The following is a 24,482-nucleotide window of genomic DNA, read 5'->3' as shown; positions in this document are numbered from 1 at the left end:
CGACGCCGGAGACCCTGCTGCACGACGAACTCCTCGAACGCATGCGGGAACGCGCCGCGGGCTACGACCGCGACAACGCGTTCTTCGACGACGATCTCGCCGAGCTGCGCGACGCGGGCTACCTCACCGCACTCGTGCCCGAGGGGTACGGCGGGCTCGGCTGGGGCTTCGACGAGGCCGTGCGGGCGCAGTCCCGGCTGGCGGGCGCGGCGCCGGCCACGGCGCTGGCGGTGAACATGCACCTCGTGTGGACGGGCGTCGCCAAGCTCCTCCGCGACCGCGGCGACGACACGCTCGACTTCCTCCTCCGCGAGGCGGGCCAGGGCGAGCTCTTCGGGTTCGGCATCAGCGAGGCCGGCAACGACCTCATGCTGTTCGGCTCGCGCACCGCGGCCGAGCCGCAGTCCGGCGGCGGCTACCGCTACTCGGGGCGCAAGGTCTTCACGTCGCTCTCCCCGGCGTGGACGCGACTCGGCACGATGGGCCTCGACACCGCCTCGCCCGACGCCCCCAAGATCGTCTACGGGTTCATCGACCGCGAGGACCCCGACGTGCGCATCCTCGACGACTGGGACACCCTGGGGATGCGCGCGTCGCAGAGCCGCACGACCGTGCTCGACGGCGCGTTCGCCGCCCCCGACCGCATCGTGCGGCGGCTCGATCCGGGCCCGAACGCCGACCCGTTCATCTTCGGCATCTTCGCGAGCTTCGAGCTGCTGCTCGCGGCGGTGTACGCGGGCATCGGCGCGCGGGCGCTCGACCTCGCGGTGGCCGCGGCGCACCGGCGCACCTCGATGAAGCGCGACGGCGCGCCGCTGTCGCAGGACCCCGACATCCGCTGGCGGATCGCCGACGCCGCCATCGCGCAGGAGGCGCTCGAGCCGCAGCTGCTCGCCGTCGCGCGCGACCTCGACACGCTCGTCGACCACGGCCCGATGTGGTTCGCCAAGCTGGTGGGCGTCAAGGTGCGCTCGACCGAGACGGCGAAGCACGTGGTCGACCAGGCCGTGCGCGTGGCCGGCGGCTCCTCCTACTTCGCCGGCTCGGAGCTCGGCCGCCTCTACCGCGACGTGCTCGCGGGCATCTTCCACCCGTCCGACGACGAGTCGGCGCACGGCACCGTCGCGAACGCGTGGCTCGGGCAGCTCGACTCGTGAGCGACCGGATGCCGCGCCGTCGCGGCATCCGCCGGGCGCGTCGCGCCGCCGAGCACTAGGCTGGGCATCGCGGCGCCGCCGCCGCACCCGCTGCTCCTGGGAGGTCCCGTGAACGTCGTCGCCTTCATCATCGCCATGGCATTCTTCGTCTTCGGCATGCTGCTCATGGGGTACGCCACGACGTTCACCGGCTTCGAGGCGATCGCCTTCTTCGGCGGCATCCTCAGCGTCGCCCTCGCGGTCGCCATCCCGGTCAACATCCTGGGCCGCGGCGACGGCGTCTGACGGGTGACCCTGCCCCAGCGCGACACGCGCGTCACCTACCCCGGCGGGGCGCTCACCGCGTCGAGTCGCGTGCTCCACGTCGCCACCGCCGCCGACGGCCGCCTCGCGGTCATCACCGAGTCGACGAGCTTCCACCCCGTGGATGCCGCGTGGCCCGACCAGCCCGCCGACGCCGGCGTCCTCCGCGCGAACGGCGTCGGCGTGCCCGTGCGCGATGCGGTGGTCGCTGCGACCGACGGTACCGACCTCCACCTCGGCGACGACATCCCCGTGCGCACGGGCACCCAGGGCTGGGCCTTCCTCGTGGCGCACCTCGTCGACGGCGACGCGACGATCGCCGAGGGCGACGAGGTCGAGATCGAGGCGGATGCCGGGACGCGCCGTGCGCTCTCGACCGGTCACACCGCCTGCCACCTCGCCTCGCTTGCGCTCAACCGCGTGCTCGCCGACCGGTGGTCGAAGCCCGCGCGCGAGGACTCGCTCGGGAACCCCGACTTCGATGGCGCGGCCATCGCGTCGTCGCGCATCCTGCCCGACGGCTCGCTCGACCGCTACCGACTCAACAAGTCGCTGCGGCGCGCGGGGTTCGACACCGCGTCGCTCGCCGGCGAGCTCGACGACGTGCGCGTCGCGGTCGCCGAGCAGCTCGAGCGCTGGATCGCGTCGGGCGCCGCCGTGCGCGTCGAGGCCGCCGGCGACGGGCTCTCCGACCGGCGCACCTGGGTGTGCGAGCTGCCCGAGGGCACGGCCCGCATCCCATGCGGTGGCACGCACCTCGACTCCGCCGCCGAGCTGGGCTCCGTGACGACCTCGTTCGCCGTGGTGGACGACGGCGGCACGCCCGTGCTCGAGATGACGAATTCCGCCCATCCTCGACACTGAACTCGGGGTGCCGGAGGCACCCTCCAGCGGGGTTACCATATGCCTCGTGGGTATTCACATCGAGAAGGTCGATCTCCCCGGGATCGGCTTCCGCCACGACCTCGTCACCGAAGGCGGTCGACGGATCAGCGTGGTGTCGCACCGGGACGGTGAGCGCGACCTCGGCGTCTTCGACGAAGACGACCCCGACGCCTGCCGTGACTCCATTCCGCTGAACGACGACGAGGCCGCGGCCCTCGCCGACGTGCTCGGCGCATCCGTCATGCTCAGCCGCCTCACGGCCCTCAGCGATGAGACCGCGGGCCTCTACACCGAGCAGATCGCGCTGCCGACGGACTCGCCGTACCTGAACCGCACGCTGGGCGACACGAAGGCGCGCACGCGCACGCACGCCTCGATCGTCGCGATCGTCCGCGACGGGTCGATCATCCCCTCCCCGACGCCGGCCGAGCCGCTGCGCGCGGGCGACGTCATCGTGGCCGTCGGCACTCGTGAAGGACTCGACGGAGTAGCTCGGCTGCTCTCCAACGGCCCCGACTGAGGCCGGCCGCATGCACGAGACCACGCTGCTCCTCATCGAAGTCGGCGCGCTGCTTCTCGGCATGAGCCTGTTGGGGCGTCTCGCGCTCCTCATCGGGATCTCGCCGATCCCGTTCTACCTCCTGCTCGGCCTCGCCTTCGGCGAGGGCGGCTTCGTGCCGCTCGACGCGAGCGAGGAGTTCCTGCAGACCGGCTCCGAGATCGGGATCATCCTGCTGCTCGCGCTGCTCGGGCTCGAGTACACCGCGACGGAGCTCTTCGGCAGCCTGAAGTCGGCCCGCGTGCCCGGCATCGTCGACGCGGTCTCCAACGCGCTCCCGGGCGCCGCGATGGCGCTCCTGCTCGGCTGGGGCCCGATCGCCGCGGTGGCCCTCGCGGGCGTCACGTGGGTGTCGTCCTCGGGCGTCATCGCCAAGCTGCTGCGCGACCTCGGCCGCCTGTCGAACCGCGAGACGCCGGCGATCCTCGCGGTGCTCGTCATCGAGGACCTCGCGATGGCGTTCTACCTGCCGGTGCTCTCGGCCATCGTGATCGGCGTGAGCGTGCTGCAGGGTGCGATCTCGGTGGCGATCGCGGTCGCCGTGGTGACCCTCATCCTCTACATTGCGCTGCGGCACGGGCACGTCGTCTCGCGCCTGTTCCCCGCCGACGAGTACGAGCCGCTGCTGCTCGGCGTGCTGGGACTCACCATGCTCGTCGCGGGCCTCGCCGCCCAGGTGGGCGTGTCGGCCGCCGTCGGCGCGTTCCTTGTGGGCATCGCGCTCTCGGGCCGCGTCGCCGCGAACGCGAGCGCCGTGCTCACCCCGCTGCGCGACCTGTTCGCCGCGACGTTCTTCGTGTTCTTCGGGCTCACGTCCGACTCGTCGAAGCTCGTGCCCATGATCCTGCCCGCGCTCGGCCTCGCGATCGTCACGATCGTCACGAAGCTCATCTCGGGCGCGTACGCCGCCCGCCGGGCCGGCGTCGGCACGCTCGGCCAGTGGCGTGCGGGCTTCGCGCTCGCGCCGCGCGGCGAGTTCTCGATCGTCATCGCGGGCATCGCGGTGACGGCGGGCGTCGCGCCGGGCATCGCCCCGCTCGCCACGGCCTACGTGCTCATCACGATCATCGCCGGCACGTTCCTGGCTCGCGTCCCCGACGCGGCCTGGTTCCGCGCGGCCGTGCGACGCCGGGCCGCGAAGGCCGCGCCCGGCACCGCCTGACCGGGTTCGCCCGACTACTCCGCCGGGTGCTCGGCCGCCGCAGCGGCATCCGCCCGGTCGGCCGCGGCGAGCGCGTCGAGCTCGGCGTCGGCTGCATCGGATGCCGCGAGGAGCTCGCGCACGCGAGGCACGACCTCGGTGCCGTACCGCTCGATGCTGCCCATCATCGCCTCGTGCGGCAGGGTGCCGTTGGAGTACTTGAGGTCGAAGCGCACGGCGCCGATCGCGCGCATGGCCGCGGCGATCTTCTGCGCCACCGTCTCGGGCGAGCCCGCGTAGAGGGCGCCGCTCGGGCCGGCCTCGCCCTCGAAGTGCTCGCGGCTCACGGGACCCCAGCCGCGCTCCTTGCCGATCCGGTCGATGATGACCTTGTAGTGCGGCCAGAGCGTGTCGAGCGCTTCCTGGTCGGTGTCGGCGATGAAGCCGGGCGAGTGCACGGCGATCGGCTGCGCCGCGTGGCCGAACTGGTCGAGGGCGCGCCGGTAGAGGTCGGCGAGCGGCGCGAACCGGGCGGGGCTGCCGCCGATGATGGCGAGCACGAGGGGCAGGCCGTAATGCGCGGCGCGCACGACGGACTCGGGGCTGCCCCCCACGCCGACCCAGGTCTTCAGGTGCCCGTGCTCGACGGGCGGGTAGACGAGCTGGTCGGTGAGGTGCGCACGCAGCTCGCCGGTCCAGGTGACGGGCTCCTGTTTGATGAGCTCGGCGAAGAGGTTGAGCTTCTCCTCGAACAGCTCCTGGTACTGGTTGAGCTCGAATCCGAACAGCGGGAACGACTCGATGAAGGAGCCGCGGCCGAGGATGACCTCCGCTCGACCGCCCGAGAGGCCGTCGAGCGTGGCGAAGCGCTGGAACACCCGCACGGGGTCGTCGGAGCTCAGCACCGTGACGGCCGAGCCGAGGTGGATGCGCTCCGTGCGGCCCGCGATGGTGCCGAGCACGACCTCGGGCGCCGACACGGCGAACTCGTGCCGATGGTGCTCGCCGACGCCGAAGAAGTCCAGGCCCAGCCGGTCGGCCAGCACCGCCTCGTCGACGACGTTGCGCAGCACCTGCGCGTGGGTGAGCGTCGACCCGTCGGCCGCGACCGTCACGTCGCCGAAGGTGTCGAGTCCGAATTCGTAGCGCTCGGCCATGTCCTGTCCCATCTCCGCGTCTCCATGCGTACGCATGCCCACCGGAACCCCCGTGAGCCCGAGACTATTCCCCCGCACCGCCCGTGGGAATGCGCGGCCGCGGTCGGGCGTTGCCGGTGAATGTCGGCGCATGGATCCCCGCGTCGGCGAGAATGGAGGCGTGGACGTGACGGACCGGCCGGTCATCGGCATCTTCGGTGCGGGGAAGGTGGGCACCGCGCTCGCCCGACTCCTCGTGGCATCCGGGTACGAGGTCCGCATCACGGGCTCGCCGCGGCAGACCGCGCTCGACCTGCTCGTCTCGGTCGTCGCGCCCGGCGCACGGGTGCTCGCGCCCGCCGAGCTCGTCGCCGAGGCCGACGTCATCATCGTCGCCGTGCCGTTCGGCAAGGCCGGCACGGTGCCGTGGGAGGACTTCGGCAACAAGGTCGTCGTCGACGCCATGAACTACTGGCCTCCGGTCGACGGCCATATCGACTCGGTCGACGCCGACGACCGCTCGACGAGCGAGATCAACGCCGCCCGCAACCCGCTCGCGCGCGTCGTGAAGTCGCTGAACCACCTCGGGTACCACGAGATGGAGGACGACAGCATGGACGCGGGCTCGCCGCTGCGCCGCGCCATCGCGGTCGTGGGCGACGACGCCGAGGCGCGCGCCGTGCTCGCGGGCATCATCGACGACATCGGCTTCGACGCCGTCGACGGCGGCCCGCTCGCCGCGGGCCGCGCCCTCGAGCCGGGTCATCCGGCGTTCGGTCGGGAGCTCTCGGCGGCCGAGCTCTCGGCGCTGCTGGCGCCCGCCGCGCACCTCGCGGCCTGAGCGGGCAGCCGCCCATTATGGTGGAGCAATGCCCGACCCCGTGACCGTGCGGCCCGGCGCCGCCGAGCGCCTCTCGCGCATGGTGCAGCTGCCGACCGTGTCCGCCGAGTTCGAGGAGCGCGGCCTCGCCGACTTCGACCGGTTCCGCGACCTCCTCGCCGAGCTCTACCCGCTCGTGCACGAGCACCTCGCGTTCGAGCAGGTCACCGACGTCGGGCTGCTCTACCACTGGCGAGGCGCGGGCGACGGCGACCCGGTCGTGCTCATGGGCCACTTCGATGTCGTGCCGGCCGTCGACGACGACGGCTGGACGTTCCCGCCCTTCGAGGGCCGCATCCACGACGGCTCGGTCTGGGGCCGGGGCACGCTCGACGACAAGGGCCCGCTGCTCGTGGTCCTCGAGGCCGTCGAGAACCTGCTCGCCGACGGGTTCGTCCCGGAGCGCGACGTGTACCTCTCGTTCGGCGGCAACGAGGAGAGCCACGGCGCCGCCGCGCGGGCCGCCGCCGACCTGTTCCAGGACCGTGGCATCACCCCGTGGCTCGTGCTCGACGAGGGCGGTGCCGTGGTCGACGCGCCGCTGCCGTTCGTGCACGTGCCGGCGGCGATGGTCGGCGTCGGCGAGAAGGGCATCGTGACGGTCCGCCTCTCGGCGCTCGGTGAGGGCGGGCACGCGTCGACACCGCCCGCGACGACGGCCACGGCCCGCATCGCGCGCGCGGTGCACCGGCTCTCGCCGAACCCGTTCCCGAAGCGCACGCCGCGGTCGCTGCGCACCATGCTCTCGACGTTCGCCCCGCACACGCGCGGCCCGGTCCGGCTCCTGCTCCGGACGCTCGCCGCGACGCCGTGGGTCACCGCGCGCCTCTTCGCGCGCCTCGACGGCGAGCCGGCGGCGCTCGTCCGCACGACCCTCGCCGCCACCATGCTCGAGGGCGGCTCCGCCCCCAACGTGCTCCCCGCCCGCGCCGCCGCGACGCTCAACCTGCGCATCGCCGTGGGCGAGACGGTGGGCACCACGGCCGCGCGCGTGCGGCGCGTGATCGGCGATCCCGCGGTGGACGTCCAGGTGGTCGAGGGCAGCGACCCGTCGCCCGAGTCCCCGACCGACACGGCGCAGTTCGCCGCGATCGCCGCCGCCGTGGGCGCGTCGTACCCGGGCGCCATCACCGCGCCGTACCTCATGATGGCCGCCACCGACTCGCGGTGGTTCCACCGGTTCTCGCCGGCCGTGTTCCGCTTCGCCCCGATCGCCATGACGGCGGGCCAGCGGGCGTCGATCCACGGGGTCGACGAGCACGTGACGATCGACAGCCTCGAGCGCGGCGAGCGGTTCCACCGGGCGCTGCTCGAGTCGCTGAACGGCACGGGAGACCGCGGCGAGGGAGCCGACGACACCCGAGTGGCTGAAGTGGGGCATCCGACCCACTAGGGTGATTCCACCCCCATCCCGAAGGAGCCCGAAGATGCGCGCTGCCAGACTCGGACCGGTGGCCGCGATCGTCGGCTTCCTCGCGTTCGTCGAGTTCACGAGCGGCATCCTGCAGGGGTACTACACGCCGCTCCTCACCGACATCGCGCGGCACCTCGGCATCCACGACGCCGACGTGAACTGGCTCGAGGGCACGCAGCTCATGCTCTCGGCACTCGTCGTGCCGGCGTTCGCGAAGCTCGGCGACATGGTCGGCCACAAGCGCATGCTCATGTGGTCGACGGCCATCACGGCGGCGGCCTCCACGGCGCTCGCGTTCACCGACCAGTTCTGGGTGTTCCTCGTCGCGTGGGCGCTGCAGGGCTTCTACGTGGTCTGGCTGCCGCTCGAGATCGCGCTGATCTGGTCGCGCAGCCGCTCGGCGGAGCGCCCGGCCGCGATGACCCGCAAGGCCGCCGGCCTGCTGGTCGCGGCGCTCGAGTTCGGCGCCATCGCCGGCGCCCTCTCCGCGGGAGCCCTCGCCGACGTGCTGCCGATGACGGCGCTGCTGCTCGTGCCGGCGATCGCGGTCGTCGCGTGCTTCTTCGTCGTGTGGTTCGGCGTCAAGGAGTCGCCCGACCTCTCGGGCGGCACGCTCGACACCGTCGGCCTGGTCATCATCTCGCTCGCCCTCCTCGCGCTCACGGGCGGCCTCAGCTTCATGCGCCTCAACGGGCCGGCCGACCTGCTGAGCTGGGGCCTCATCGCACTCGGCGTGCTGCTCGTCGTGCCGTTCGCGCGCTGGGAGCTGCGTCACCCCGACCCGCTCATCGACGTGCGCATGTTCCGCTCGCCGTCGCTCTGGCCGGTGTTCCTCACCGCGGGTCTCTTCGGCGTGAGCGTGCTCGGCGCGCAGGCGCCGCTGTCGACCTTCGCGCGCACGGATGCCGCGGAGGTCGGCTACGGGCTCGGGGCCACGAGCTTCCAGACCTCCCTCCTCGTCGGCGCCTACGTGCTCTCCCTCGTCGTCGGCGCCATGCTGTTCCCGCTCATCACCCGCTGGGTGACGCCGCGCGTCGCGCTCATCGGCGCGAGCTCGCTGGTCTCGCTCGGGTACCTCCTGTCCCTGCCGTTCCACGACGGGTACGTGCAGGTGCTCGCGAACATGATCATCGCGGGCATCGGCTCGGGCGCACTCGTCGCGGCGCTGCCCGCCGCCGCGGCGGCCGCCGCGCCTGCGCACCAGACCGGCGTCGCCACGGGCCTCACCAACTCGGTGAAGACCGTCGGCGGTGCGATCGCGTCGTGCGTGTTCGGCATCGCACTGCTCGGCACGGCCGGCGAGGCGGCCACGAGCACCGCCGGGTCGTTCGCCGGGTACGTCACCGTGTGGCTCGTCTGCGGCGTGACCGCGGCCGTCGCCGCGGTGCTGCTCGCGTTCGTGCCGAAGCTCGCGTTCTCCGACGCGCCCACCGCCGAGGGCGCCGCCGTCGTACGCTGAGTCCCGGGCCGGCCGGTGGGGTCCGGCCGATCGGGGGGCACGATGACGGATGCCGCGACGCTCGTCGCCACGCTCGAGGGAATGGCGAGCGACGAGGAGCGCGAGAAGTACACGCGGTACTTCCCGCCCGACCCCGACGCGCCGTTCATCGGCGTTCGGATGGGCGCCGTGTTCGACCTCGCGAAGACCGCGCTCGACCTGCCCGTCGCCGAGCTCGATGCGCTGCTCGAGCAGCCGGCGCACGAGGTGCGGGCGCTCGCGTGCAGCATCATGGGCAAGTCCGCGGCGCACCCCCGCACGTCGCCGGGGCGGCGCACCGAGCTCTACGAGCTGTACCTCCGACGGCACGACCGCATCGACCAGTGGGACCTCGTCGACCTCGCCGCCCAGTACGTCGTGGGCGGCTACCTGCTCGACCGCGATCGGTCGCCGCTCGCCCGGCTCGCGGCATCCGGATTCTGGCCGGAACGCCGGACCGCGCTCGTGGCGACCTTCGCGTTCCTCAAGCGGGGTGAGGTCGACGACGCGTTCGCGCTCGCCGAGACGCTCGCCGACGACCCCGAGCCACTCGTGCAGAAGGCGCTCGGGTGGGTGCTGCGCGCCGCGGGCGACGCCGACCGCGAGCGCCTGGACGCGTACCTGGAACGGCACGCCGCGACGATGCCGCGGGTCGCGCTGCGCGCCGCGATCGAGCACCACCCCAAGGAGGAGCGGGCGCGGATCCTCGCGATCCGCTGACGCGGCTCAGCCGGGCGCGACCTCGACCGAATCCTTCGACAGCGAACGGTGCCGCCGCCGGCGTGCGCCGAGATCGAGCAGGCCGACGCCGAACGCGATCGCGAGGAACAGGGCGACCGCGGTCATCCCGAAGCCGTAGGCGTCGTGGTACACCGCGAGGTCCTGCGTGCTGTCCGTGCCCGTCTCGCGGTAGATCGTGGCGTAGAAGAGCGACAGCGCCACGGCCGTGCCGACGGCGGTGCCGATGCGCTGGCCGAGCTGGCCCACCGAGCCGGCCAGGCCGCCCTGCTTCACCGGGATGTCGGCGAGCGCGAGCGTCTGGTTCGGCGAGATCACGAGGCCGCCGCCGAACCCGGCGATGACCATCGCGCCGGCCATGGCCCATGGCGTGAGGTCGGGCGGCGTGTACAGCGCCGCCAGCACGAGCAGCCCGATGCCGACCAGGACCATCGCGAGGCCCCACACCACCAGGGGTCGGCCGAGGCGGTTCACCAGGTTGCCGCCGATCCACGACGACACCGCGCTCGTGAGCGCGAAGCCGATGCTCACCATGCCCGCGAACACCGGCGCGAGCCCGAGGCCGTGCTGCAGGTAGAGCGTGGTCAACAGGAACATCGACGGCGCTGCGGCGAAGTACGCCGAGGCGAGCACCGTGCCGTTGCGGTACGAGCTCACGCCGAACAGCGAGAGCGGCACGAGCGGATGCTTGCCGGTGGCCGCGTAATGGCGCTCCCACGCGACGAACGCGCTGGCGGCGAACACGAACACGACGAGGAGCCACCAGCGCGCGGGGTTGTCGTCGGGCGACCCGGTGGTGAAGAGGAACGGCCACATCAGCGCGATAACCGTGATGCCGAAGAGCAGCAGGCCGACCGGGTCGAGCTCGAGCTTTCGCGAGGAGGGCAGGCGGGTGTCGGGCAGCAGCCAGAGGGCGAGCGCGATCGCCACGAGCGAGAGCGGCACGTTCATCCAGAAGATGCCCCGCCAGCCGTCCTCAGGACCTCCGATCGCGATCGCGAGGCCGCCGAGCGTCGGCCCGAACGCCGTGGCGATGCCGATCGTGGCGCCGAACAGGCCGAACGCCTTGCCGCGCTCGGCGCCCTGGAACAGCTGCTGGATGAGGCCCAGGACCTGCGGCATCTGGATGCCGGCCGCGACGCCTTGCAGGAGCCGCGCGACGAGCAGCACCTCGCCGGTGGGCGCGAGCGCGCAGGCGAGGCTCGTGAGGGTGAACAGGCTGAGGCCGATGACGAACAGCGTGCGCCGCGATCGCTGGTCGCCGATGCGGCCCGCGGGCACGAGCGTGAGGCCGAACGTGAGCACGTAGCCCGACACGATGAGCTGGAGCTCGGTGGACGTCGCGCCGAACGCCGCCTCGATCGACGGCAGCGCGACGTTGACCTTCGTCAGGTCGAGGATGGTGAGGCCCGCGACCGCCACGCACACCCAATAGGCGCGCCAGCGCTTGGCATCGGACAGCGGGATCGACAGCGTGGGCGGCTGCGGCGCCGGCGTGGACGGTTGCGACATCCCGTCCAGCCTATGCCCGCCCCTGCGTCGGACCGGAAGGCCTTGCGCGGGGCCGACTCGGCACGCCGCGGCGGAAGCGGGCAGGCGCAGGGGCGCCGGGACTAGGCTCGTGACCAGCACCGGCGCCCCTGCGCCGTCTTCCGACGAAAGGACTTCCGTCGTGTCGAAGAAGACCATCGTGACGCTCGTGGACGACCTCGACGGCACCGACGCCGCGGAGACGATCGCCTTCGCGGTCGACGGCGCCGGCTACGAGATCGACCTGTCGGCCGACAACGCCGCTGCGCTGCGCGCCGCGTTCGCGCCGTACGTCAAGGCGGGCCGTCGAACGAGTGCCTCCCGCCGCAGCGGGCGCTCCTCGTCCGCGAGCTCGGGCGGCGCGTCGCCGAAGGAGATCCGCGCCTGGGCGGCCGACAACGGCGTCGAGGTACCCGCACGCGGTCGCATCCCTGCCGGCGTGCACGAGCAGTTCCTCGCGGCGAGGCGCTAGCCGGAAACGCGACGAGGCCGGCTTCCGAAGAAGCCGGCCTCGCGATGGTGGACCCAGGGGGATTCGAACCCCCGACCTTCTCATTGCGAACGAGACGCGCTACCAACTGCGCCATGGGCCCGAGCCGTCAACGACTCTATCATCACTCGGAGCGTGATCCAGACCACCCGGACGGCTCCGGTCGGCGGGCCGCCGGCCGGGTGAACGCGCGTCAGCCCGCCTGACGGCGACGGCGCAGCACGGCGTCGAGGTCGCCGAATCCGGGCGGCGCCTCCTCGACGATGCCCATGCGGGCATACGGGCTCGCCGGCTCGGCCTCTGCCGTGCGCGGGGGCTCGCGACGAGCGGCAGCGGGGGCAGCGGATGCCGCGGGCGCCTCGGCCCCGCGCGACGGCCGTTCGATCGACGGCACGGCGGGCTCGAGCTCCTCGGCGCGGCGCGCCAGCTCCGCCTCGACGGACGAGCGACGCAGCCGCTCAGCGGCCTCGATCGACGCCATGGCGGCCGCCGCGATCGTGCCGCGCGAGAGGTGCAGCGGCTTCGGCAGCGGCTGCGGCGTCCAGCCGTGGTCCTCGGGCTCCTCCTCGGCGAGCTCGATGGGCTCGAACGGCTCGGCCTGGGGCGCGGCGACGGGAGCGGCGACGGGCGCGGCGATGTGCACGCGGGCGAGCCCGGCCAGGAACGTGAACGCGAGCACCATCGCGAGCGCGCCGCCCGCCGCGATGAGCAGGGAGGCGCCGAACGCGGCCGCGACGAGTCCGCCGATCACGGTCAGCAGGCCCGCGAGCAGGAGCAGCGAGCTCAGCCCGCGACGACGGCGCAGCGAGCGACGGCGCCTCGCGGCATCCGTCGACGTCGCACCCGTGGGCGCGGCGGCCGACTGCGCCGGCGCCACCGTGGGGATCGGCTCGGTGATGGGGGCGGCCGACGCGGCCAGCTCGCGCGCGGCTCCGGCCGCCTCCTCGGCGGCACGGCGCTCGGCGATCGCGAGGTGCTCGGCGGCCTCGGCCGCGAGTCGGGCGGTGACCTCGTGCTCGTGCAGGATCCGCTGCTGCGTCGCGACCTCGCGGGCGGTGGCCTCGACGCGCACCGCCTCGGGCGTCTCAGCCGTCTCGGCGAGGATGCGCAGCGTCTGCTGCAGCCGCACCGCGTTGCGCTCGGTGGCGAGGTACTGCCGGCGGCGAAGCCAGCTCGGCAGGAGGTACGCGATCCAGAGTGCAGCGGCCGCTGCCACCAGCACGCCCCCGCCGATCACGTCCATGCGACAACGCTAGGCCCCAGCGGACGATCGGCACCGCTGGACGCGCGCGTGTTCAGCGATCGGCGACGTGCAGCGGGTACGCGGCGGCCGCGCGGTCCTCCGCGCTGATGCGGGCGGCGTCCTCGGGCACGCGACCTTCGTGCCAGCGGCGCAGCACGCCCCGCGGCACCTCCTCGGCCACGAGCGCGAACGAGAAGTGGTCGCGCCAGTCGCCGTTGATGTGGATGAACCGCCGCCGCAGGCCCTCGTAGCGGAACCCGAGCTTCTCGACGACGCGCAGTGACGGCGCGTTCTCGGGGCGGATGCAGATCTCCATGCGGTGCAGGCGCAGGGTCGAGAAGCAGTAGTCGGTCGCGAGCGCGACGGCGGTCGGCGTGATGCCGCGCCCGGCGTGCGCCTGCGACACCCAGTAGCCGATCGAGGCCGAGGACAGCGATCCGAACGTGATCGACGAGACGTTGAGCTGGCCGACGAGCTCGCCGTCGACCTCGATCACGAACGGCAGGGCGTGCCCGGTGCGCGCGTGCGCGAGCAGGTTGCGGATGCTCGCGCGCGTGTCGATCACCGTGCCCCCGCCGGGGTAGGTCGCCTCCCACTGGCGCAGCCACGAGCGGTTGTCGAGCAGCACGCGCTCGAGCACCTTGGCGTCGCGCGCACGGATCGGCCGCAGGGTGACGTCCCCGTCACGCAGCGTGGGGATCGCGGCCGTCGCCATCGTCAGCTCCGTTCGAGGCCGGCGACGTACTCGACGAGCCACGGCTTGAGCTCGGGGCCGAGGTCGTCGCGATCTGCGGCCAGCTGGATGACCGCCTTGATGTAGTCGAGCTTGTCGCCCGTGTCGTAGCGACGTCCGCGGAACACGACGCCGTACACGCCGCCCGCCCCGTCGACGTCGCCCGCCATCTCCATGAGCGCGTCGGTGAGCTGGATCTCGCCGCCCTTGCCCGGGCGCGTGCGCTCGAGGATGTCGAACACCTCGGGCTTCAGCACGTAGCGGCCGATGACCGCGAGGTTCGACGGCGCCACGTCGGCGGCGGGCTTCTCGACGAGGCCGGTGACGCGCACGACGTCGGGGTCGTCGGTGGCCTCGACCTCGGCCGCGCCGTACATGTGGATGGAGGCCGGGTCGACCTCGAGCAGGGCGACGATCGTGGCGTCCCGCTTGCCGTGCTCGGCGAGCATGCGCGTGAGCAGCGGATCGCGGGCGTCGATGAGGTCGTCGCCGAGGAGCACGGCGAACGACTCGTCGCCGACGTGCTTGCGGGCTCGCAGCACCGCGTGGCCGAGGCCCTTCGGGTCGCCCTGGCGCACGAAGTGGACGTCGGCGAGGTCGCTCGACTCCTGCACCGTCGAGAGCTTGGAGTTGTCGCCCTTCGTCTCGAGCGTGTACTCGAGCTCGGCGACGCGGTCGAAGTGGTTCGCGAGCGCGTTCTTGTTGCGGCCGATGATCATGAGGACGTCGTCGAGCCCGGCGGCCACGGCCTCCTCGACCACGTACTGGATCGCGGGCTTGTCGACGACGGGGAGCATCTCCTTCGGCATCGCCTTGGTCGCCGGGAGGAACCTCGTGCCGAGGCCCGCCGCAGGGATGACGGCCTTCGTGATCCGTTGAGTCATGCGGACAGCGTATCCGCATGACCCGGCGGGGCGCAGGGGCCGGGCGCCACGTTGCACCGCCCTAGGATGTGTGGCATGCCCGACGATCCGGACGTCCAGAAGCGCGTGCTCCGCGCCGAGCTCCGAGAGCGCAGGCAGAACATGCCGGCGCACGAGCGGGAGCTCGCGACCGAGGGCTTCACGGCCCGCCTCGAGGAGCTCGTCGGGACCACCGAGGCCGAGTCGCTGTCGTGCTACCTGTCGATGCCGAACGAGCCGAACACCCGGCCGTTCGTGAACTGGGCGGAGGCCCGCGGCATCCGCGTGCTGTTCCCCGTCACCCGTGAGGACGGCCTGCTCGACTGGACCGTCGGCGAGGACGAGACCGAGTCGATCGGGCTGCACGGCGTGCCGCTGCCCGACGGCGAGTTGCTCGGGCCCATGGCCATCAACGACGTCGACCTCATCCTCGTGCCCGCCGCAGCGGTCGACCAGACGGGCATGCGGCTCGGGTGGGGACGGGGCTTTTTCGACAAGACCCTCGGTTCGATGGAAAAATGTCCTCCGGTGTACGCCGTCGTCTTCGACAGCGAGTTCGTCGACGAGGTGCCGCGAGAGGTGCACGACCAGCCCGTGAACGGGGTCGTGACGCCCACGCGCATCATCGCGTTCTGAGCGGCGCGCCACGATCCGGAAGAGTCAGACCCACATGCCCACGTACTCCTACCGCTGCACCGAGTGCGGCAACGCCTTCGACATCCACCAGGCGTTCACCGACGACGCGCTCACCGTCTGCGACGTGTGCGGCGGCCGCCTGCGCAAGCTCTTCAACACCATCGGCGTGACCTTCAACGGCTCGGGCTTCTACCGCACCGACTCGCGCGGCGAGGGCGGCACGGGCGGGTCCGGCGGCTCGGGCGGCTCCGGTGGCTCCAGCGGGTCGGATGCCCCGTCGGGCGGTTCCTCGTCGAGCTCGACGGGCTCGTCGTCGGGCTCCTCCTCCTCGGGCCGCGGCTCCTCCTCGGGTTCGACCTCGTCGGGATCCTCCGCTAGCGTGGCCTGACGTGCCGTCGGAGACCGATCGTCTGGGAGGGACCGTGCTCAAGGGCTTCAAGGAATTCATCCTTCGCGGGAACGTGATCGAGCTGGCCGTCGCGGTCGTCATCGGCGCCGCGTTCACCGCCGTCGTGAACTCCATCGTGGACAACCTGATCAACCCGCTGATCGGCGTGATCTTCCAGGCCGACAGCCTCGACACCGCGCTCGTGGTAGAGATCCCGACCCTGACGGGCGGCGTCGCCGAGGTGAAGTTCGGCGCGGTGCTCGGCGCCATCATCGCCTTCGCCATCGTTGCGACGGTCGTGTACTTCGTCTTCGTGCTGCCGATGAACACCCTGAAGGACCGGGCCGAGCAGAAGCGGAAGACGGGTGAGCCCGACCCGGCCGCGCCCGAGACCGAGCTCACGCTGCTGTCGGAGATCCGCGACCTGCTCGCCGCGGAGCGCGAGCGCGAGGGCGCCGGCCGGCGCGACTAGCCGAGCCGCGCGCCGCACCCGCGCCTCACCAGTGCGGCGGTCGCTCCCGCGTGATGCGGTCGTCGTCGGGGTCGCCCTCGGCACCGGGCTTCCGCTTCGCCGGCCGCTCCTCGCCGTCCTCGCCCGCGCCCGGCACGGGCGCCTCGGGCGTCGGATCGGTGCCCGGCGCGGGCGTCAGCCGCGCACGGCGGGCGCGGCCGCCGGCGCGCTCGACGCGCTGGCGCTCGTCCTCGGCCATCAGCTGGCCGCGGCATCCGCGGGTCGTGCCTCGGGCTTGCCGAGCAGCGTGGCGACGCGCGTCGCGACCGCCTCGGGGTTGCCGAACAGCTCGAAGCTGTGCACGCGCAGGTAGTGCCAGCCGAGCCGGCGCAGCACGTCGGGGCGCAGTCGCAGCGACTCGCGCAGGCTGAGCCCGGTGAACGCCTCGTCGGTCTCGACGACGACGGCCTTGCCGGCGTGCGCGGCCGCGAGGGCGAGCCGGCCGCGGTGGCCGACGCTGACCCGGATGCCTCGGCGCGAGAGCCGGCGCGCGAGGTCGCCGAGCATCGACTCGCCCGCGTCCTCGTCGTCGTTCCCGGCGGCGCGCTCCTCGGTCTGGCTCAGGATCTCGGCGAGCGCGAGCACGCCGTGCGCCTGCCGGTCGGCGTCGATGTCCTCGGGGCGGAACGCCGAGACGAGGTCCATCGAGCGACGCGCGCGGGTCATGCCGACCGCGAGCAGCCGGTCGCCGCCCGGCTCGCCGAGCGAGCCGAAGTTCGAGAGCAGGCGCCCGTGCGGCGTGCGCCCGTAGCCGACGGAGAAGATCACACGGTCGCGGCTCTGCGCCACGGCCTGCTCGAGGGTGAGCACCGTGAACGGCTCCGCGCGGTCCTTGAGGATGAAGTCCGAGAGGTCGGTGCGCTTCGCGAACGCGGCGAGCACGGCCTGGTGCACGCGCGCCGCGTGCTTCGTGCTCGCCGTGATGACCATGAGCGACTCGCGCGGGCGCTTGACGGCGTGCTCCATGACGAGCTCGACGACCTTCGCGACCTCGGGGTCGATGCTCTCGACGGTGCCGGTCACGGCGTCGGGCAGGCCGTTGCCGCGCACGTAGTGCAGGCCGAGGCTGCCGTGCCCGAGGTAGCTGCCCGCCCACGGGAGCGACTCGATGCGGCCGGCGTAGAAGCGGCGGTTCACGAGCTCGGCGAGGTCCTCGCCGCCGGCGCGGTAGCTGCGCGTGAGCGTGAGCGTGGGCAGCAACTCGCCGAGCCGCGCGAGCGCCGAGTCCGCGTGCAGGGCGTCGACGCCGTGCTCCGTCGAGCGGCCCTCGCGGTCCCCGTCGTCGAGGCCGGTCTCGAAGAGGGTGGGTGTCTGCGTCACCGGGTCGCCGAACGCGACGACCTGACGGGCGCGACGGATCGCGCCGAGGTTCTCGGCGATCGTCGTCGATCCGGCGTCGACGAGCACGACGGCGTCGAACGCGATGTCGTCGTCGATCTGGGGCACCTCGTACGGCGAGGCGAGCCAGATCGGGGCGAGCGTCCGGAACAGGTGCGGCGTCTCGTCGTGCAGCGCTGCGGGACGCACGCGATCGCCGCGCAGCATCCGCTTCAACTGCTCTGCCTCGTCGGGGTGGTCGACGAGCGCGACCTTCCAGTTCTCGGCCAGGTGCCAGGCCAGCTGGGGACCCGCGGCCGACGCGTGCGCCTCGTCGACGAGGCGGAAGTCGCCCTCGAGCCGGTCGAGCACGGTCGTGTTCGCGCCGAGCAGCGCCTTGTCGCCCGCGAGCATGAGCTCGAGCACCGACTGCCACCAGGCGAGTTCCAGCTCGGCGGCGACCGCGCGCTCGCGCACGTGGCGCTTGGCGAGGTCGACGAGCAGCGGGTCGAGGCCGAGGTCGCGGAGCCGCGAGAGCACGGCCGTGCGCTCCTGCAGGTTGGTGAGCACCTCGGACTCGGCGGCGAGGCCGGCCAGGTTCGCCTCGAGCTCGCGCACGGGACGCGCGGCGAGCTGACGCGGCGTGCCCACCACGCCGAGCGGCGCGTCGAGCGCGGCGAGGTCGGTCGCGACCGTGCGGTAGGCCACGTGCACGTCGTCGATGCCGACCGGCACGGCGGGGATGGCACCCGCCTCCGAGTAGCGCTGCCAGAGCGTGCGCTGCTGCTGGATGCCGCGGAGCGCCCCGTTGAGGTCGCCGACGTGCACGCCGGGGCGCACGTACTCCTGCGCGAGGCGGCGCAGCCGGCGGCGGTTCGCGCCCGACATCCCGGGCGAGTCGCGCCGCGAGGACGTCGCCGCGATGAGCTCGCCGAGCGGCCGGTCGTACACCGAGGGCAGGAACTTGTCGAGCGTGTCGCGCACGTCGAGGAGCAGCCGCAGGAACACGCCGAGTTCCGCGACCGACTCGAACGTGCGGAGCCGGGTCTGCGCGATGAGCGCGCGACCGCGCTCGAGCAGGCGCGGCAACTCCGTGGTGCTGAGGCGCTTCGCGAGCTCGTGCGCGTGCGCGGCCTCCTCCGACGAGGTGAACGAGGCGCCGTACCAGGGCGAGTCCCCCGGCCCGTAGCGGAACTCGCCGAGTTCGGCCGCGCGCGCGAGGTCGCGGGCCACCTGCTCGCGGCCCGTCGAGAGTCCGACGAGGGCGGCATGGTCGAGCCGCGCGGTCGTCGACGGGGGGCGGTCGAGCAGTGCGAGGCGGGCGAGCTCTCCGAGGGCGTCGAGCACCGAGACCTTCAGCTCGGGGTCGCGCCGGGTGAGCGCGGAGCGGTAATCGAGGAGGACCTTGCGCAGGCGCACGAGGGCGTCGTCGACGTCGGCGACGCGGGGCTGCTCGACCTTCTCGTTGCGCGAGATCGACTGGATGAGGTCGCGGCGCAGGCTCGCTGTCGTCACCGCCGCGCCCCCGAGGCCGACCTGGCCGAGCCGGTGCACGATGCCGTCGAGGCTCGCGCGCCGCGCGCCGACGACGAGCACGCGCTTGTCCTTCGCCACGAGCGCGCCGATCGCGTTCACGATGGTCTGCGTACCGCCGGTGCCCGGCAGCGTCTTGACGACGAGCGAGGTGCCGGCCTCGATCTCGGCGACGACCTGCTCCTGCTCGGAGTCGGCGTCGAGCAGCAGCGTGTCGGTCGACGGGGGCCGCTCGTCCTGCGGCACGGGCCGCACGCGCTCGCCCTGCTGGGCGATCGCCGCGCGGGCCGCCTTGTTGCCCGCGACGGCGTCGATCACGGGGTGGTGGAGCTCCGCGACATCCGCCGCCATCGCCGGCCCGACCTCGGCGAACGACGAGACCACGAGCCGGGGCGCGACGTGGAACCACGGCAGGTGCGAGGTCAGGCCGCGCAGCCGGTCGATGACGGGCTGCGGCTTGAACACGCCGTTCGTGATCGCGAGCGCGACGAACGCGTCGGCGTCGAGCGTGATGCGGAACTGCTCCCGGAGCTCGCGCGCGAGCGCCGGGTTGAGGAACGGCTGGCCCTTCAGCTTCAACTCGAAGTCGCGGCCGTAGCGGCGGATCGCGAGCGGGCGCAGCAGCACGGGCGCCAGGAACTCCTCTCCGCCGTTGCGCCACGACGCGAGCCCGATCGCGAGGTGCACCGACTCGATCCCGCGCACCGAGCGCAGCTCGACGCCCTTCTGCGTGATCTCGGCGGCGGCCAGCCGCGCGTTGCGAAGAGCCAGCTCGTCGCGGATGAGGCTCGAGAGCAGCGTCGACTTGCCCGTGATGAACTGCGGCAGCCCGCCCGGATGCGTCGTGGAGAGCTCGATGCGCGTGCGGGGGGTGTCGACGAAGCGCACGAGCGGCGACCGTCCGCCGACCTCGGCGAGCTCGCCGTGCCAGCGCCGCCACGAGGGTTCGGCGACGTTCCCGGCGACCAGCTCGGGGTCGCCGAGGCTCACGCCGTCTGGGCTGGTGATGTCCTGTCGCATGGGTTCCGGAGTCGCTCCATCGGATGCGGCATCCGCCTCGGGACCGAGGAAGTCCTCCTCATCATGGTTCCGATCGAGCCGCCACACACCGACACCATACGTGCGATCACGCGGAATCCCGGGACCCTCGCCGGGCTCCGGCTCGTTTTGGATACCCTTGGGGTATTCGTATACCCTCGGGGTATGCACCATCGCTCCACCCCGAACCCCCTCGCACCCGCACCCGCACCCGCCCCCGCCCCCGTGACCGTCATCGTCGGCGGCGTGGCCGGCGGCATGTCCACGGCCACGCGCCTGCGTCGACTCGACGAGGACCGCGAGATCATCGTGCTCGAGCGCAGCGGCGCGGTGTCGTTCGCGAACTGCGGACTCCCGTACCACGTGTCCGGCGTCATCCCCGAGCGGGCAGCGCTCGAGCTGCAGGACCCCGCCCGCCTCGCGGCTCGGTTCCGCATCGACGCCCGCGTTCGCAGCGAGGTCGTCGCCATCGATCGCGCCGCACGCCGCGTCACGGTCCGGCCCGCCGACGGCGCGGACTACGAGCTCGGCTACGACGAGCTCGTCCTCTCGCCGGGTGCGGCGCCGCGCCTCCCCGATCGCGTCGCACCGGATGCCCCGCTCCACGCCCTGCGCACGCTCGACGACCTCGACGCCGTCATGGCCGCGGTCGACGGGCTGCCCTCGCGCGCCCGGGCCGTCGTCATCGGCGGCGGGTACATCGGCGTGGAGATGGCCGACAACCTGCACCGTCGCGGCCTCGAGACGACGATCGTGCAGCGCTCGTCGCGCCTGATCGGCGGGCTCGATCCCGAGATGGCGGCTCCGCTCGCCGAGCACGTGCTCGAGCGCGGACTCGGCCTGCGGTTCGGGAACGCCGTCACGGCGGTGGAGGCGCGTCGCGTCGTGCTCGACGACGGGAGCGCGCTGCCCGCCGACCTCGTCATCGCCGCGATGGGCGTGGTGCCCGAGTCCGGGCTCGCCCGCGCAGCAGGCCTCGAGATCGGCGCGACCGGCGGCATCGTCGTCGACGAGTCGCACCGCACGAGCGACCCCGCGATCTACGCGATCGGCGACGCCGCCGAGAAGCGCGACCGGGTCGACGGCTCCGGGCGCCTCGTGCCGCTGGCGGGCCTGGCGAACCGGCACGGGCGCGCGGTCGCCGACGCGATCGCGGGTCGCCCGTCCATCGCAGCGCCCGCCCTCGGCACCGCCGTCATCGACGTGCTCGGCCTCACGGCGGCGTCCACCGGCTGGTCGGAGGAGCACGCGCGGTCGCGCGGCATCGAGGTCCGGGTCATCCACTCGCACCCGCTGTCGCACGCCGGCTACTTCCCCGGCGCGCGCCCGATGTCGCTGAAGCTCGTGGTCGACGCGCGCACCGATCGCATCCTCGGCGCGCAGGCGGTGGGCACCGAGGGCGTCACGCGCCGGATCGACGTCATCGCGACCGCGATGGCGGCGAACCTCGCGGCATCCGCCCTCGCCGACCTCGAACTGGCCTACGCACCGCAGTACGGGTCGGCGAAGGATCCCGTGAACATGCTGGGCTACATCGCGCGCAACCTCGCCGACGGCGAGGACACGACCATCCAGTGGCACGAACTCGACGACGCGGTCGCCGACGGCGCGGTCCTGCTCGACGTGCGCGCGGCGGGCCAGCTCGCCGAGGGCGCCATCCCGGGGGCGACCTGGATCCCCGTGGAGGAACTGCGCGAGCGCGCCGACGCCTACGCCGGGCGCCGGATCGTCGTCCACTGCCGCGTCGGGCAGGGCGCGCACACCGCGGCGCGACTGCTCGCGAGCCTCGGCCACGACGTCGTCAACCTCGACGGCGGCTACCTCACCTGGCGGGACGGCATGCGGTCCGTGGACCATCAGCAGTCCACGGATGCCACGAGCGCCGACCTGCGCGCCGCCTGACCCGAACGAACCGGCCGCTGACCCGAACCAACCGACCACAGACCCCTGAAGGACCCGACATGCAGACCATCTCCCCCACCGCGGCGCACGCCCTCCACGACGCGTACATCATCGACGTGCGCGAGCCCGACGAGGTCGCCCGCGCACGCGTCGACGGCGCCGTGCACATCCCGCTCGGCTCGCTCGTCGCGCGCGTCGACGAGGTGCCGCGGGACCGCACCGTCTACCTCATGTGCGCCGTCGGCGGCCGGAGCGCGCAGGCCACGCAGTTCCTCGCAGCGCAGGGCGTCGACGCCGTCAACATCGACGGCGGGATCATGGCGTGGCATCGGTCGGGACTCCCCGTCGTCACCGGAGCTCCGTCATGATCATCGTGGACAGCGGAAGGGCAGGCACCATCGCATGAGCACCGTCGGAACCGAGCAGCAGGACGCCCAGCGGCGCATCCTCAACCGGCTGAAGCGCGCCCGCGGCCAGTTGAACGCGGTGATCGACGCCGTCGAGGCCGGCGGCGACTGCCGCACCGTCGTCACCCAGCTGGCTGCGGTCTCGAGCGCGCTCGACCGCGCCGGCTTCGCGATCATCTCGTCGGCGATGCGCGACTGCGCGACGGATGCCGCGACGCGCGCCCGATCCGGCGGTGCACGCCGTGCCGACGGCGCCGAGGCCTCCGAGCCGCTGACGTTCGACGAGCTCGAGAAGCTCTTCCTCTCGCTCTCCTGACACGCGGAGTCGCCCGACCTCGCCGTCACCGCGACGTTCCGAGTCCGCGACGACGCCGAAGCGCCGACCCGAGATCGGGCCGGCGCTTCGTGCTCGTAATGGTCGGGATCAGAGCGCGGCGTGCAGCTCCAGGCCGTGCGCCTTCGCGACGCCCTCGTTGGTGAGGCGGCCGCGGGTCGCGTTGAGGCCCTTCGCGAGGGCGGCGTCCTCGGCGAGGGCGGCCTGCCAGCCGAGGTCGGCGATCCGCGTGGCGTAGGGCAGCGTCGCGTTCGTGAGCGCGGGCGTCGAGGTGGCCGGGACCGCGCCGGGCATGTTCGCGACGCAGTAGAAGATGGCGTCGTGGACCCGGAAGGTCGGGTCGGCGTGGGTCGTCGCGTGCGAGCCCTCGAAGCATCCGCCCTGGTCGATGGCGATGTCGACGAGCACGGCGCCCGGCTTCATCTGGGCGACCATGTCGTCGGTGACCACCTTGGGCGCCGCGGCGCCGGGGACGAGCACGGCACCGACGACGAGGTCGGCGTCCTTGAGCTGACGGGCGATCTCGTACGGCGACGAGGCGAGCGTCTTGATGCGGTGCTCGTAGCGGGCGTCGAGCTCGCGCAGCTTCGGCAACGAGATGTCGAACACGGTGACGTCGGCGCCCATCCCCATCGCGGTGGCGGCGGCCTGCTCGCCGGCGACGCCGCCGCCGATCACGAGGACCTTCGCGGGCGCGGTGCCGGGCACGCCGGCGAGGAGCACGCCGCGGCCGCCCTTCGACGCGTGCAGCGACGCGGCGCCCACCTGGGGCGCGAGCCGCCCGGCGACCTCGCTCATCGGGGTGAGCAACGGCAGCGAGCGGTCGGGCAGCTGGACGGTCTCGTAGGCGATGGCCGTGACGCCGGAGTCGAGGATGGCACGCGTGAGCGGCAGGTCCGCGGCGAGGTGCAGGTACGTGAAGAGGGTGAGGTCCTCGCGGAGGAAGCCGTACTCCTGCTCGATCGGCTCCTTCACCTTGAGCACGAGCTCGGCCGACCACGCCTCGGCGGCGGTGCCGACGATCGTCGCGCCGGCCTCGCCGTACTCCTCGTCGGTGTAGCCGGCACCGAGGCCGGCACCGGCCTGGATGTCGACGCGGTGGCCGCGCCCGACGAGGGCGTGCACCCCCGCCGGCGTCATCGCGACGCGGAATTCGTTGTTCTTGACCTCTGCGGGCACGCCGACGTGCATGGTGATCTCCGAATGCTGTGGGGTGGGATTGCCTCAATGGTGACGTGTCGTTCGACGGATTGGAAGACCTTCCGAATCCTGTTCGGTAGAATGCACTCGATTCATTCACTTGTTCGGAAGGAGCCTCGCCCGTGACCGATGCACCGCAGATCAGCGCACCGGGCCGCGTCGAGCTCGACGACCTCGACCGGCAGATCGTGACGATCCTGCACGAGAACGCGCGCATCCCGAACGTCGAGCTGGCGCGCGAGGTGGGCATCTCCCCCTCGACGTGCCTCGCCCGCGTCCGCTCGCTGCGCGAGCGCGGGGTGATCGTGCGCTACACCGCCGAGATCAATCCCGTCGCGCTCGGGTTCACGCTGCAGGCGCTCGTCAGCGTGCGCATCCGGCCCGGCGCGCGCCACCTCATGGAGCAGATCTCCGACGAGCTCCGCCGCGAGCCCGAGGTCGCCCAACTGTTCTTCCTCGGCGGCACCGAGGACTTCCTCATCCACGTGCGCGTGCGCGACAGCGAGCACGTGCGCCAGTTCGTGCTGAAGAACCTCTCGGCCAATCCGGCCGTCGCGCTCACCGAGACGAACCTCGTGTTCGAGCACCACACGGCGCTGTCGGCGGGGCTGCGCGCCGTGATCTGAGC

The 24,482-nt window shown here is 72.8% G+C and carries 25 protein-coding genes and 1 tRNA gene; 17 read left to right on the top strand and 9 right to left on the bottom strand.

What is annotated here, in order from left to right; all coding sequences use genetic code 11:
• Positions 1-41: 41 nt before the first annotated feature.
• The 5 genes from ACWGO8_RS13450 (at position 42) to ACWGO8_RS13430 (ending at position 4,066) form a co-directional block, all read left to right on the top strand.
• Positions 42-1,157: an acyl-CoA dehydrogenase family protein gene (locus tag ACWGO8_RS13450; protein WP_452043567.1), complete on the top strand. Its 1,116-nt coding sequence runs from the start codon at positions 42-44 to the stop codon at positions 1,155-1,157.
• Between the two features lie 108 nt (positions 1,158-1,265).
• Complete coding sequence (locus ACWGO8_RS13445; protein ID WP_452043490.1) at positions 1,266-1,442, top strand: hypothetical protein; 177 nt, start codon at positions 1,266-1,268, stop codon at positions 1,440-1,442.
• 3 nt (positions 1,443-1,445) lie between these two features.
• Positions 1,446-2,324 carry a metal-dependent hydrolase gene (locus tag ACWGO8_RS13440; RefSeq protein ID WP_452043489.1) on the top strand — a complete coding sequence of 293 codons (879 nt, stop codon included), beginning with the start codon at positions 1,446-1,448 and terminating at the stop codon, positions 2,322-2,324.
• A 46-nt stretch (positions 2,325-2,370) separates the two neighbouring features.
• On the top strand, positions 2,371-2,865 hold the full coding sequence (locus tag ACWGO8_RS13435) for a cation:proton antiporter regulatory subunit (RefSeq protein ID WP_376954260.1): 495 nt from the start codon (positions 2,371-2,373) through the stop codon (positions 2,863-2,865).
• A gap of 10 nt (positions 2,866-2,875) precedes the next feature.
• A complete protein-coding gene (locus tag ACWGO8_RS13430; RefSeq protein ID WP_452043488.1) occupies positions 2,876-4,066 on the top strand; it encodes a cation:proton antiporter in 1,191 nt (396 codons plus the stop codon).
• Positions 4,067-4,080: 14 nt separating this feature from the next.
• On the opposite strand, the gene ACWGO8_RS13425 is transcribed toward ACWGO8_RS13430, so the two are convergent.
• Positions 4,081-5,202, bottom strand: a complete 1,122-nt coding sequence (locus tag ACWGO8_RS13425) for an LLM class flavin-dependent oxidoreductase (RefSeq protein ID WP_452043566.1) — start codon at positions 5,200-5,202, stop codon at positions 4,081-4,083.
• Between the two features lie 160 nt (positions 5,203-5,362).
• Between ACWGO8_RS13425 and ACWGO8_RS13420 the strand changes: the two genes are divergently transcribed.
• The 4 genes from ACWGO8_RS13420 to ACWGO8_RS13405 are packed head-to-tail and all read left to right on the top strand — an operon-like array spanning position 5,363 to position 9,672.
• Positions 5,363-6,022 (top strand): NADPH-dependent F420 reductase, encoded by a 660-nt coding sequence (locus ACWGO8_RS13420; protein ID WP_452043487.1) that lies wholly within the window; start codon positions 5,363-5,365, stop codon positions 6,020-6,022.
• A gap of 28 nt (positions 6,023-6,050) precedes the next feature.
• Complete coding sequence (locus ACWGO8_RS13415) at positions 6,051-7,454, top strand: M20/M25/M40 family metallo-hydrolase (RefSeq protein WP_452043486.1); 1,404 nt, start codon at positions 6,051-6,053, stop codon at positions 7,452-7,454.
• Between the two features lie 34 nt (positions 7,455-7,488).
• A complete protein-coding gene (locus ACWGO8_RS13410) occupies positions 7,489-8,934 on the top strand; it encodes an MFS transporter (RefSeq protein WP_452043485.1) in 1,446 nt (481 codons plus the stop codon).
• A gap of 42 nt (positions 8,935-8,976) precedes the next feature.
• Positions 8,977-9,672: a DNA alkylation repair protein gene (locus ACWGO8_RS13405; RefSeq protein WP_452043484.1), complete on the top strand. Its 696-nt coding sequence runs from the start codon at positions 8,977-8,979 to the stop codon at positions 9,670-9,672.
• A gap of 6 nt (positions 9,673-9,678) precedes the next feature.
• On the opposite strand, the gene ACWGO8_RS13400 is transcribed toward ACWGO8_RS13405, so the two are convergent.
• Complete coding sequence (locus ACWGO8_RS13400) at positions 9,679-11,202, bottom strand: MFS transporter (RefSeq protein ID WP_452043483.1); 1,524 nt, start codon at positions 11,200-11,202, stop codon at positions 9,679-9,681.
• A gap of 160 nt (positions 11,203-11,362) precedes the next feature.
• Between ACWGO8_RS13400 and ACWGO8_RS13395 the strand changes: the two genes are divergently transcribed.
• Positions 11,363-11,692 (top strand): histone-like nucleoid-structuring protein Lsr2, encoded by a 330-nt coding sequence (locus ACWGO8_RS13395; RefSeq protein ID WP_452043482.1) that lies wholly within the window; start codon positions 11,363-11,365, stop codon positions 11,690-11,692.
• Between the two features lie 45 nt (positions 11,693-11,737).
• Here ACWGO8_RS13395 and ACWGO8_RS13390 read toward each other — a convergent pair.
• The 4 genes from ACWGO8_RS13390 to galU all read right to left on the bottom strand — a co-directional run bounded on the left by ACWGO8_RS13390 (position 11,738) and on the right by galU (position 14,570).
• Positions 11,738-11,813: transfer RNA gene (locus tag ACWGO8_RS13390), tRNA-Ala, on the bottom strand.
• A 90-nt stretch (positions 11,814-11,903) separates the two neighbouring features.
• Complete coding sequence (locus tag ACWGO8_RS13385; protein ID WP_452043481.1) at positions 11,904-12,953, bottom strand: hypothetical protein; 1,050 nt, start codon at positions 12,951-12,953, stop codon at positions 11,904-11,906.
• A gap of 52 nt (positions 12,954-13,005) precedes the next feature.
• Positions 13,006-13,668, bottom strand: a complete 663-nt coding sequence (locus ACWGO8_RS13380) for a GNAT family N-acetyltransferase (protein ID WP_452043480.1) — start codon at positions 13,666-13,668, stop codon at positions 13,006-13,008.
• A gap of 2 nt (positions 13,669-13,670) precedes the next feature.
• Positions 13,671-14,570, bottom strand: coding sequence for a UTP--glucose-1-phosphate uridylyltransferase GalU (gene galU, locus ACWGO8_RS13375; protein ID WP_376954247.1), 900 nt, complete (start codon positions 14,568-14,570; stop codon positions 13,671-13,673).
• A 75-nt stretch (positions 14,571-14,645) separates the two neighbouring features.
• Between galU and ACWGO8_RS13370 the strand changes: the two genes are divergently transcribed.
• The 3 genes from ACWGO8_RS13370 to mscL are packed head-to-tail and all read left to right on the top strand — an operon-like array spanning position 14,646 to position 16,084.
• The gene (locus tag ACWGO8_RS13370; protein WP_376954246.1) at positions 14,646-15,224 is read left to right on the top strand and encodes a 5-formyltetrahydrofolate cyclo-ligase; all 579 of its coding nucleotides are present in this window, start codon (positions 14,646-14,648) and stop codon (positions 15,222-15,224) included.
• Positions 15,225-15,258: 34 nt separating this feature from the next.
• On the top strand, positions 15,259-15,612 hold the full coding sequence (locus ACWGO8_RS13365) for an FmdB family zinc ribbon protein (RefSeq protein WP_452043479.1): 354 nt from the start codon (positions 15,259-15,261) through the stop codon (positions 15,610-15,612).
• A 34-nt stretch (positions 15,613-15,646) separates the two neighbouring features.
• Positions 15,647-16,084, top strand: a complete 438-nt coding sequence (gene mscL, locus ACWGO8_RS13360; protein WP_452043565.1) for a large conductance mechanosensitive channel protein MscL — start codon at positions 15,647-15,649, stop codon at positions 16,082-16,084.
• Positions 16,085-16,109: 25 nt separating this feature from the next.
• Here mscL and ACWGO8_RS13355 read toward each other — a convergent pair whose 3' ends face one another.
• On the bottom strand, positions 16,110-16,322 hold the full coding sequence (locus ACWGO8_RS13355; RefSeq protein ID WP_452043478.1) for a hypothetical protein: 213 nt from the start codon (positions 16,320-16,322) through the stop codon (positions 16,110-16,112).
• Entirely contained in the window at positions 16,322-20,080 is a 3,759-nt protein-coding gene (locus tag ACWGO8_RS13350) for an AAA family ATPase (protein WP_452043477.1), read from the bottom strand. The genes ACWGO8_RS13355 and ACWGO8_RS13350 overlap by 1 nt, the downstream gene beginning before the upstream one ends.
• A gap of 96 nt (positions 20,081-20,176) precedes the next feature.
• Here ACWGO8_RS13350 and ACWGO8_RS13345 point away from each other — a divergent pair, with 96 nt between their 5' ends.
• Genes ACWGO8_RS13345 through ACWGO8_RS13335 form a run of 3 tightly spaced genes read left to right on the top strand, consistent with a single transcriptional unit; the run spans position 20,177 to position 22,636 of the window.
• On the top strand, positions 20,177-21,913 hold the full coding sequence (locus ACWGO8_RS13345) for an FAD-dependent oxidoreductase (protein WP_452043476.1): 1,737 nt from the start codon (positions 20,177-20,179) through the stop codon (positions 21,911-21,913).
• 59 nt (positions 21,914-21,972) lie between these two features.
• Entirely contained in the window at positions 21,973-22,281 is a 309-nt protein-coding gene (locus ACWGO8_RS13340; protein ID WP_452043475.1) for a rhodanese-like domain-containing protein, read from the top strand.
• Between the two features lie 34 nt (positions 22,282-22,315).
• Positions 22,316-22,636, top strand: coding sequence for a metal-sensitive transcriptional regulator (locus ACWGO8_RS13335; RefSeq protein ID WP_452043474.1), 321 nt, complete (start codon positions 22,316-22,318; stop codon positions 22,634-22,636).
• 108 nt (positions 22,637-22,744) lie between these two features.
• Here the strand turns inward: ACWGO8_RS13335 and ald are convergent, their stop codons facing one another.
• Complete coding sequence (gene ald, locus ACWGO8_RS13330) at positions 22,745-23,845, bottom strand: alanine dehydrogenase (protein ID WP_452043473.1); 1,101 nt, start codon at positions 23,843-23,845, stop codon at positions 22,745-22,747.
• A gap of 131 nt (positions 23,846-23,976) precedes the next feature.
• Here ald and ACWGO8_RS13325 point away from each other — a divergent pair, with 131 nt between their 5' ends.
• Positions 23,977-24,480, top strand: coding sequence for an Lrp/AsnC family transcriptional regulator (locus ACWGO8_RS13325; RefSeq protein ID WP_452043472.1), 504 nt, complete (start codon positions 23,977-23,979; stop codon positions 24,478-24,480).
• Positions 24,481-24,482 lie beyond the last annotated feature (2 nt).

Source organism: Agromyces sp. NPDC055661 (assembly GCF_053618135.1).
This window is presented reverse-complemented; position numbering and strand designations above follow the sequence as displayed.